This window comes from Vibrio sp. (assembly GCF_038138445.1).
In the GTDB taxonomy this organism is placed as follows: Bacteria; Pseudomonadota; Gammaproteobacteria; order Enterobacterales; family Vibrionaceae; genus Vibrio.
The window spans coordinates 1-9,581 of the sequence record NZ_JAYQDQ010000119.1; the positions used below are offsets into that span (position 1 = coordinate 1).

The window sequence follows — 9,581 nt, forward strand, 5'->3', positions numbered from 1 at the left end:
AGGATTTACAACAGGTTATCTCATATTCTGAATTATACTAAAGTGCGTATTATGTATATTATGTTAAATAATGTGTCCAACAATAAAGAGTGCATATGCACCCCTCGTCTATTTGCTTGCAATGTGTCTGTTGCATTCAACATAATCTATTTACCATAAAATAGCTAATATCTAACTTATTCATCTGTGATGATTAAATTAGATATTAGCCTTAAAGGATTTTGTTTCACTATGGGATGTAGACTCTAGGATTCGCGACTCCCCAAACGGTATAGAGCTCTGGAAAGATTAAGTCTGCATTTTCTTCTAACTCACCAATTGTGATTTGTTCTTTTGCCTGTTTTCCAAATAGTGTGACTTCTTGGCCAGTGGAAACGCCCTTAACATCAGTTACATCGACCATGGATGTATTCATTGAGGTTTTGCCAACAACAGGCGCTCGCTGACCATTAACAATGATGTAAGCTGTATTGCCCATTTTCCTTGGGTATCCGTCAGAGTATCCAACTGGCAAGTTAGCCAAGACGCTATCCCGCTGTGTTGTAAAACTACTATCATATCCCACCGTGGAGTTTGCTGGTACATGGTGCAATGACGCTATTCGAGTCTTAAAGCTCACTATGGATGGATATTCTGGATTTGTTGGTAAATCGCCATATAGAACACCTCCGGGTCGAACCATATCCAATTGAGCCTCGGGAACATTGAGTGCTGTAAATGAGTTAGAGACATGCAATAAAATGTTATCTCTGCTTAACTTTGAGTTCTCAATTAACCATGACGAACTTTGTTTAAATTCATCCAATTTGCTTCTAACTTCTTCTGCATCATAATTGGGAAAGTGCGTCATGATACCAACAACGTCAATGGCTTCACTATTGGCAAGTTCTACCGCTTCTAGCTTTCCTGCTTCCGTTGTCATGTCGATACCATTTCGTGACATACCACCATCATTTAATGCCAAATGAACCTTAACCGGTTTCTTCAGATTAAGGGCTTTAATTTGGCTAGCTTGGTGAGCGCTACCGACAAGTTCTTCAACATCTAAGTCTAGGACTTGTTTAATTTCATCTATATCAGCGGATCGAACACGAACAAGCTGTCCTTTAAATCCTCCATCTCGAACCGCCCGAACTTCAGCATTACTTGCAATCGCAATACATGGCACATTGAGCTCTAAGATAGTTGGCATTAGGCCTCTGATCCCATTGCCGTAAGCGTCGGCTTTCATCACTACACATAGCTTGGTGTTTGAATGCAAGTGAGAACGAAATTGCGCCATATTTTGTTTAAACTGCCCGAGATTGATCTCTAACCAAGAATTAGATTGCTTGACTTGATTCAGGCTCGGAGGTGTTTCAGGTAATGCTACTCTCGCAGCATTACCTGAAAGCGGGAAAAGTACAGAGGCTACTGCAAGTGAAACTAACGTGGCTCTAAACACCATACAAGGTACTCCTTATATACAACTCAGTCGAGTTTGAACTTACCCATTGCCTGTTGTAATGATGAAGATAATCTACTCAGTTCTTCACACCCTTTTGCCGTACTGACAGAGCCTTCAGACACTGATTGGGCTGACAAATGTATACTTTCTATGTTTGAACTTAGTTCTTCAGCCACGCTATCTTGCTGGTTGCATGCACTCGCTATTTGGGTGCCCATGTCGGCAATCCCTGATATAAATTCATTAATAGCGGTCATGAGCTCTTTTGACTGGTTGCCTTGTTCAACGCAAGTTTCTATTTGTTGGCGAGAACGATCGGTTGTTTCCTTGGCTTGACTGGCTATAGCTTGAAGCTTTTCAATGATGTTGGTAATTTCACTTGTAGAATCTTGAGTTCTTCCAGCAAGAGTTCTAACTTCATCGGCAACAACCGCAAACCCTCGACCAGATTCCCCTGCCCGAGCGGCTTCAATTGCCGCATTTAACGCCAGCAAGTTTGTTTGATCGGCAATGTCTCTAATAACGTCAACTATAGTGTTAACTTGATTGGATTGCTGCTCAAGTTCGGCGACATTATCACCCGCTTCACCAATAATTTTTGCAACATTCTCAATGGATTGAACCATCGTTTGAGTGTTGCGCGCGCCCTCTTGCACTTTACCATTAGCCTCATTTGCTTGCTCAGCGGAAACCTCTGTAGTGTGTGCAACGTCCGCGACCGACGATTTCATTTGGCTCATTGCACTAGCAACATGAGTTACCTGAGATTGCTGATCCTGCATTTCTTTGGCGGATTTGTTAGAAGTTTGGGTCATCTCATCAACTGCTCGTCCTAATTCTTGAACAACAGTGACACTTTGATTGATAAGCTCTCTTAAGTTCTCTTGCATTCTAGAGGAAGCGTCTGCAAGGTCTCCAAGCTCGTCACTACCGAGTCTGGATCGATCAAGAGTTTTGGATAAGTCCCCTTCTGCAATTGCGTTTGCTTGCTTTACAACAGCGGCAAGTGGATTACATATGATCCTGGTAAGAAATATGGTAATAATTACCATGACAATAACAATCAGAGCATTAATAACCATAGCGACATTGCTTAGGTTATCTAGGGACGACAAAATATGCTCGCGATTGGTGTTCATCGCACCTTTCAGAATACCTACTAAGATATTGATGTCAGCTTCAACAGACTCAAAGTCGCTGAGCGAATTCGCGAGTATTGGATAGGCAGTTTCCTTGTCCATGATTTTCATCGCCTGATCGAATGAGTCCATGGTTTTCAAGTAGCCATTCCATTTCTTTTGGAGTCGGTTAAATGTCTGCTCTTCTTCACCTGGCCATACGGTTTTTCCGTACGCAGCAAGTTGGGTGTTTATCTGCTCTTTGATTTTTTCATTTGAAGCAATCGTGCTTTGGATCTTGCTTTGATCACTCATAGCAAATACGGCAAATTGGGCTCGCCGCCAAAGAGACATCTTATCTCGAACAAAGTCTACTTGCTCAACAGCTGGAAGTGTATCGTCAGTAAAGTTAAGAAGTTCAGCTTTGTTGTTTCTGAGTTCGCTTAAAATCATGATGCCGAAGCCTAAGTTCATTGCAGCAATGATTCCAAACGAAAAAGCAATTTTCTTACCAATTGAAAGGTTTTTGATATACATAAGTTACTTACCTTGTCCAAGTGCTTTATCCTTGAAGTAAGCACCTGAAGCGTACTCTTATACCCTAATGGCGAGTGGAATCTTTTTCGCACTCAATAATAACTAAACACTCAGTAAAGATAGACAAGGATAGTGTGGATAGCGAATCTTATGCATATTTGCGAAGTCAATTGAGTTACGCTGTAACTAATATTGGCAATTATGGAGCTCAAAAAATTACGTTTTTATTGACTTAAATAAGTGTAATTAAAAAGAAAGTTTCAATACTTATCCGCCACAATTCATAGTTCCCTACTTTTTTCAATTAGCTCTATAAATTTCTCCTACTGTCAAATGTATTCCCCAAAAACATATGATCGACAATATGCAAAGACGTACATTTTTAAAAGGATTGGCTGGAGCAGCTTGTATGCCAAGTCAATTGTTTGCTTCCTCAGGAGCGGTAACTTCCCTGTTTCCTGATTCGATAATGCGCGCTAGTTTCACGCCTGCTAGTGGCGAGTTACAGTTACTTTACGGGCAAATGCCGATTGATATTAGTGGACATGTGTTTTTTGCTGAAGGCATTCCGCTTGAAAGTGATCATCTCAGTCCAAGTGGTAGAGGTGCCTTGAGTCGAATTGATTTTTCTTCAGGCCAGCCGAAGTTCACTCGTAAAATGATCGACACCCCTTCTGCTATCATGCAGCAACATATTGATTATTGGCCTGATAAGTTTAACTTGCTCGGTGGCATGGCATACCATAGCCCTTCAATGGGGTTTGTGAATTATTGTAATACTGCTCCAAATTATCTTGGTGACAACCGATTTGCTCTCAGCTACGAAGGTGGTGTGCCTTATGAGTTTGATGCGATGACGCTAGATCTCGTCACCCCTATCGGACACTATGACGAGTGGCAAAGTAGCCTTCCTCCTTGGATGGATGCTTTCACTCCCGATAAGTGGCTATTTCCTCAGGTGCGGACCACTGGACATCCCTATTTTGATCTTGATTCAGATGAGTGTTTTACCATTAATTATGGCGGTAACATATCCAATACTGGAACAAAAAACGGCTTTATTCGTCTCCTAAAATGGGATAAGCAGAATGAACTTCGAGCGTGGACTATCGTCGGCCGAGATGGTCGCCCTGCATATATTGCTGCAACTGCACACTCTCTCGGCGTGACTCGTAACCATGTACTCGTCTTCGAAACAGCAGCTCAAGTCGAACCATTAAGAATGATCGGTATTCGTACTGTTTATGCTCAGCAACACCGCACACCTGTTTGGGTGATTCGTAAAAAAGACCTTTTAGAAGGACGTGACAATGTCACTGCTGATTATATTGAGCTCGATTTTGATACATCAGATGTGATGTGTAACTACGATGACCATGATGATGAGATTACTATCTATGGCCAATATTTAGGAGCCATGGACAAATCTGAGCCTCTATATAACAGAGATAAGCTAATGTTTGGCGGGAGAGTGGCTAGCGGTCTGTCTGGCTACCCTGCAGCTCCAGTCGATGTTGGTGGTCTTGTGCGAGCAAGACTTCAGGTCAAAAGTAACTCGGTTAATGAAATAACTGGGGATTTCAGATTGATTAGAGATGATCAGTTATTCTGGGATATGAACGACCCTGCTTATCGCGGACACTTCCAATTCCCTGAACAATTTGAACATATTTATTGGGCCGCCGTGGGTTATAGAAAAGGACATGTTATCGAGCGCGTTGCGGATGCATACAAGGACTACCCTAACCGACTGTTTACTAACGACTCATTACCACAACAGGATCAACCGTCCGCATTGATTCACATGGATTGCCGTCAAATGTCGGTAACAGATGCTTATCAGTTTCCTACTGACTGTGTGATGAGAACTCCACAGTTTATGAGTAAACCAAATAGCTATGGACAAGATGAGGGTTATGTATTTACGGCCGTTGTCCGTAAAAATCCAACCAATGCATCCGGTAACGGTAAGGAAATATGGTTGTTTGATGCTCAAAACCTAGCCCAAGGTCCATTGGCTATATTAGGCCATCCTGAATTTAACTTTGCCACTACTAACCATGCTCTATGGGTACCTAGCATTGGCCCTAGACCAATAAATGCTTATAAAGCACAGGTAGCAGAGTTTTTTACTCGTCGAGCTCCTAAGCATCGTCGTGCTGTTCGTGAAGTGATTGAGCAGCAGATCCTCCCCAGATTTGGCTGATGTTTTCATAACGTTAAGTTTGAAGTTGAAATGCCTAATGGAACTAAGCTTTAAAAAAGGAATGTTTAATGAAAATTAGAACCTTAGCGTTAAGTACTACGTTAATACTGACCACACTTGGTACGGCTTACGCTCTTCAAGACGAAGAAGCGGAAAATGAAATTTCCAACTATCAAGGAACTTATACCTGTTATCCAGAAGCCATCTACGATCCTGCCTCAATTGAAGGTGTTCAAGAAGTTGTTAAGGATGCTCTCTTGCGTGGTAAGAAAGTGATGACTGGAAATCGTAAATTTGCTAGTCAGATAGACGCTGCATGTGCAGGCAATGGAGAGGTACAGCTAACCCTCAAAAACATGGATAAAATCGTCCATTTTGATGCGAGCAATCAGCGCGTTACTGTAGAAGCTGGAATGAGATTTAATGATTTAAATGACTTCCTTCGCGAGCAAGGTTACGCAATCAATATGGTTACGGAGCTAGCGATTTTCACCGTCGGTGGCATGTTGGGAAGTGGCACGCATGGCTCTACTTTGGCAAAGCCCAGTAACATGCTTGCCGATTATGTCACTCAGCTTAAAATCGTAGATGGTGAGGGAAACGTCCGTGTTTTAAGTGGAGATTTATTGGATGCGGCAAGGGTAAACTTGGGAGTTTTAGGGGTGGTTGTTGAGGTCACTCTGGCCATTGAAGAAGCATTTAAAGTCAAAGCAGAAGTGACAGGGTATCGTAATGACACTGAATTAGAAGATAAAGTATTGGATATCGCCCGAAATAATTACTCCGCTAATATTGCTTGGTTTCCAGGACTTGGTCGATACACCACGACGCTCTATAACCCTGTACCAGTTGAAACTCAGGGACAAGCATATAATGCTCAAGCCGATGTTTCCGATGCCGAAGAGTTTTTCTTCGGTTTGTTATTCAATGCTGCTCATGAGTTCCCAGGAACAGGCTTGCAATGCCTAGCAGCAACCGCACGTTACAATGCGAGGGCAAAATCTTATTTCAGAGATAGTATTTCAGGTAAGAAGGTTGATAACCCTGTGGGTTATTCTGACCAAATGCAATATTTTAAGTGCAAAGATCCAAACAAGTGCATTTGGGATAGACTCCCAATAGCGCTTCAGGAAGTTGCGATTGATATAGAACGACTACCTGACTGGATAAGTGATGTTAGAAAGATTGTTGCAGCACACCCCAGAACTTGTTTCCCTCTAAACGGTATCTACTTTCGATTCGGAAAAGCTTCAGACAGCTACCTTGGAATGAGCGCTGGACGCGAAACTGCATTTGTTGGCATTGAATACACTCTGCGACAAGAAGGTAAAAAAGAACCTAAGAATTACTTTGTCAATCTAGAGATTGAACAGATGTCATTGCGTAAATATAACGCTCGTCCTCATTGGGGGAAAAACTCTGTTGCCATCTTTGAAGATATGCCTTCTCGATTCCCTATGTGGCCGGAATTTTTGCAAGCTAAGGCAGAACTGGATCCACACAATGTATTTACCAACCCGTTCTGGGAAAGAGTTAGTGGCAGTATCCCTATGGAAGATTACCTAACACCTGAATGTAATGTTCGTGGTGAGTGTTACTGCCAAACAGATGAACACTGTCAATCTGGTACGCAATGCAAGGAAGGACTCCACTTCTCCCAAGCTCGCATCTGCCGCAAATAACCACGATGTTCGGCCGTATCTCATTACGGCCGAACATCAGCCTATAAAATCTAATTGGACTACACGGAACGTTTGACTATGACCCTCAAAATGATACCGTCGATCTTCGCCCTTCTATGTACTTTATTTTGCTCTGTACTTAATGCAACAACATTAGATGATCTTAAACCTCATGTGCCAAGCTCTGATAAAACATGGGCAGAGCAATGGTTCTATAATGTAGCAGTGCCAGATGTAGGCTATTTTAAGATAAGCTTGCAAACTTATATTGCTCCTAATTTTACCACTCCAACACCTAAAGCTTATGTTCACCTAGCGTTCACACCGCTTAATGGAAAAACCGTCAAATACGATATTTTCCGAGATGAACTGATTTTGAAAGGGTTTGATGATGTTAAGCAATTCCACTATGAAATACCCGGAATAGTGATGGCAAATCAAGATCAGTTAGAAGTCCATTATAACGACTTCAACTTTACCATGAGATGGGACGGTGAACATTCTCATTATTGGCGAGGGTCTAACCCAGGACAAACTCCATTTGGCATTATACCTGAGATCCCCGGTGTGGGTGGTAAATGGTTTCTTTATACTGTAGGGACACCGATACAATATACTTTCTCAGACAACTCACGTTCCCTGTTTGGCTCCGGTTACGCCCAAGTAGACAAAGGATGGTACGATAAAGAGTCAAGTGCCGGCATGATATACAGTATGGGCTTGTCTGATGAGCTCTATTACATGTTTACAGGGGCTAAAATTGGCACATCAAATATTGAGCTATGGGCTGGTCGCTATATTTCTGATAAATATGACCTTATCTTCTACCCTGCTATCGGTAACCTATCGGTAAAACGTGAATACGATTCTTGCGCCGGTTACTTTAAGCTGGAAATGAACAAGATAAAACACAAGATGGTCATGGAGGTTAAATCGCCATTTGAAGACTTTTACCCATTAGAATTTCCCTCAGTCATTATCTTTGGTGGAGAGCAAAAGTATATGAAGTCTATGACGGCGGACGTAAAGTTTTCTCTATATGAGTTTGGTCAACTCGAAGAGTCTATTTCTATGGACCAAGCATTACTTGAATTCAGTGGTCCATTTTATTGTGACGACCTATCTAAATAGGTCTAAGAAAAAGCGGAGGGGGTTCTTTCCGCTTCTTCTATATTGGATTGATTAGCGTAGCAAAATACCTGTCGTTGTAACCATAGATTGATAATTCAATGAATGATACATTCCTGCGATAGTTTCAACGCGACTATATATATCCTTGTTATTTAGGTCATAACCAGCATGGATAGCTTGCTCAAAAAAATCTTTCTTAGCTTTGTCGCCAGCACGATGAAAATCTGATCGAACATCCCCACTCGAAGCTGTATATTGAAAGTCTGGTTTCAATTGATAGTCACAGTGCTTATTCTGGTAATTTTTCAAATCTTCTAACATATAGATTATATTAGTGATTTCCTTGTATCTCTTTTCTCCTTCTTGATCTTTGAGCATATCCCACTCATCATCATTTCTTGGAGGCGCTACCAGATTAGGAAGCAATCGTTCTACTTGAGTAGGTTTTGAAGAGTCAACGTTAAATACAACATTTTTAATCAGTGGACTAGATTTTAATGTCGGCGCACTTAACGCCTGTTGATCAGCTAAGTATTGGTTCGTTTTGACACTCAACTCATTAATAGTTCGAGCACCATGAGATAGCCATTCTAAGTGAGTTCCAGCAACATCATCTAGTGTCAGCTCCCCCACCTTTAGGATCTTAGACTGTTGATCTGCAAAGTAGTCAAAACATTTAAGCTGGGTCTCAACCCATTGCTGGGCTAGGGAGTTGTCATCAGCCATCAGTTTCCTAGACTCTGCCGTAAGAAGGTCTTTAGATAATCTATCTTGATTACTGTCAGTAATTCCTTCGAATAACCCTGTTTGATTATCGAAGGATACCTGTTTTAACGCACCATTGATTCCATGCTTTTTTACATTTTCTTCTAAAAGATACCCAGAACTATTCGTTAGTTGTTTGCTAGATATGTTTTCAGCTTCTTGAGATAATTCTCCGTAATTCACAAATGTCTTTTCTAAGGCTCCTTCTATCTCAAACTCAAAAGCATATGTTGAATTACCTTTACTGAAAACTTCACCGTGGAAAAGTGTGCTTCGACCTTCAGCTAACATACTAAGTTTAGCGAATGCCGCCATTTTTTGGGCTGCATTGCTTGAGGTTGGTTGCTCTAAATCATGCGTAATATCGTATAAGTAAGACAGTGCTTCTTTTTTATGGCTTCCACAAAACCAGTCCTTAATTTTATCCCATACTCCCATCTGTATTGCATTTTCTTTGCAATGGGAATTTTTCACACGCTCAATACGAGAATCACTAATTGTTCTATCAATATAACCACCGATATTTAACGACATAAGAACCTCTCTTTATTCGTGGCAGTATTCAACCTTATAATCTCAACTAACAAATATCGATTAAATACATAGTTAATTGTACAAAGTGAAATAAGGGTTGCTTGATAAGGGGTTTGAGGTCCAATGGAACGAAAATGTACGGTAAGATAGTCAAGATTTTG

Annotated in this window: 6 protein-coding genes; 3 read left to right on the forward strand and 3 right to left on the reverse strand. The window is 41.3% G+C overall.

Annotation, left to right across the window (positions count from 1 at the left end; translation table 11 throughout):
* Positions 1 to 229 precede the first annotated feature (229 nt).
* Together alr and AAFM34_RS19160 are read right to left on the reverse strand one after the other, a co-directional pair.
* The gene (gene alr, locus AAFM34_RS19155; RefSeq protein WP_341665614.1) at positions 230 to 1,447 is read right to left on the reverse strand and encodes an alanine racemase; all 1,218 of its coding nucleotides are present in this window, start codon (positions 1,445 to 1,447) and stop codon (positions 230 to 232) included.
* A gap of 23 nt (positions 1,448 to 1,470) precedes the next feature.
* Positions 1,471 to 3,102 (reverse strand): methyl-accepting chemotaxis protein, encoded by a 1,632-nt coding sequence (locus AAFM34_RS19160; RefSeq protein WP_341665615.1) that lies wholly within the window; start codon positions 3,100 to 3,102, stop codon positions 1,471 to 1,473.
* A 364-nt stretch (positions 3,103 to 3,466) separates the two neighbouring features.
* Here AAFM34_RS19160 and AAFM34_RS19165 point away from each other — a divergent pair, with 364 nt between their 5' ends.
* The 3 genes from AAFM34_RS19165 (at position 3,467) to AAFM34_RS19175 (ending at position 8,121) form a co-directional block, all read left to right on the forward strand.
* Entirely contained in the window at positions 3,467 to 5,308 is a 1,842-nt protein-coding gene (locus AAFM34_RS19165) for a carotenoid oxygenase family protein (protein WP_341665616.1), read from the forward strand.
* A gap of 68 nt (positions 5,309 to 5,376) precedes the next feature.
* On the forward strand, positions 5,377 to 6,990 hold the full coding sequence (locus AAFM34_RS19170) for a D-arabinono-1,4-lactone oxidase (RefSeq protein WP_341665617.1): 1,614 nt from the start codon (positions 5,377 to 5,379) through the stop codon (positions 6,988 to 6,990).
* Between the two features lie 90 nt (positions 6,991 to 7,080).
* Positions 7,081 to 8,121 carry a hypothetical protein gene (locus AAFM34_RS19175; protein WP_341665619.1) on the forward strand — a complete coding sequence of 347 codons (1,041 nt, stop codon included), beginning with the start codon at positions 7,081 to 7,083 and terminating at the stop codon, positions 8,119 to 8,121.
* Between the two features lie 51 nt (positions 8,122 to 8,172).
* Here AAFM34_RS19175 and AAFM34_RS19180 read toward each other — a convergent pair whose 3' ends face one another.
* On the reverse strand, positions 8,173 to 9,420 hold the full coding sequence (locus tag AAFM34_RS19180; RefSeq protein WP_341665618.1) for a hypothetical protein: 1,248 nt from the start codon (positions 9,418 to 9,420) through the stop codon (positions 8,173 to 8,175).
* Positions 9,421 to 9,581: the final 161 nt, after the last annotated feature.

What these genes read in the sequence shown, in the direction of transcription:
- alr (WP_341665614.1), bottom strand. Translation starts at nt 1,447, where the DNA reads ATGGTGTTTAGAGCCACGTTAGTTTCACTTGCAGTAGCCTCTGTACTT.
- AAFM34_RS19160 (WP_341665615.1), bottom strand. Translation starts at nt 3,102, where the DNA reads ATGTATATCAAAAACCTTTCAATTGGTAAGAAAATTGCTTTTTCGTTT.
- AAFM34_RS19165 (WP_341665616.1), top strand. Translation starts at nt 3,467, where the DNA reads ATGCAAAGACGTACATTTTTAAAAGGATTGGCTGGAGCAGCTTGTATG.
- AAFM34_RS19170 (WP_341665617.1), top strand. Translation starts at nt 5,377, where the DNA reads ATGAAAATTAGAACCTTAGCGTTAAGTACTACGTTAATACTGACCACA.
- AAFM34_RS19175 (WP_341665619.1), top strand. Translation starts at nt 7,081, where the DNA reads ATGATACCGTCGATCTTCGCCCTTCTATGTACTTTATTTTGCTCTGTA.
- AAFM34_RS19180 (WP_341665618.1), bottom strand. Translation starts at nt 9,420, where the DNA reads ATGTCGTTAAATATCGGTGGTTATATTGATAGAACAATTAGTGATTCT.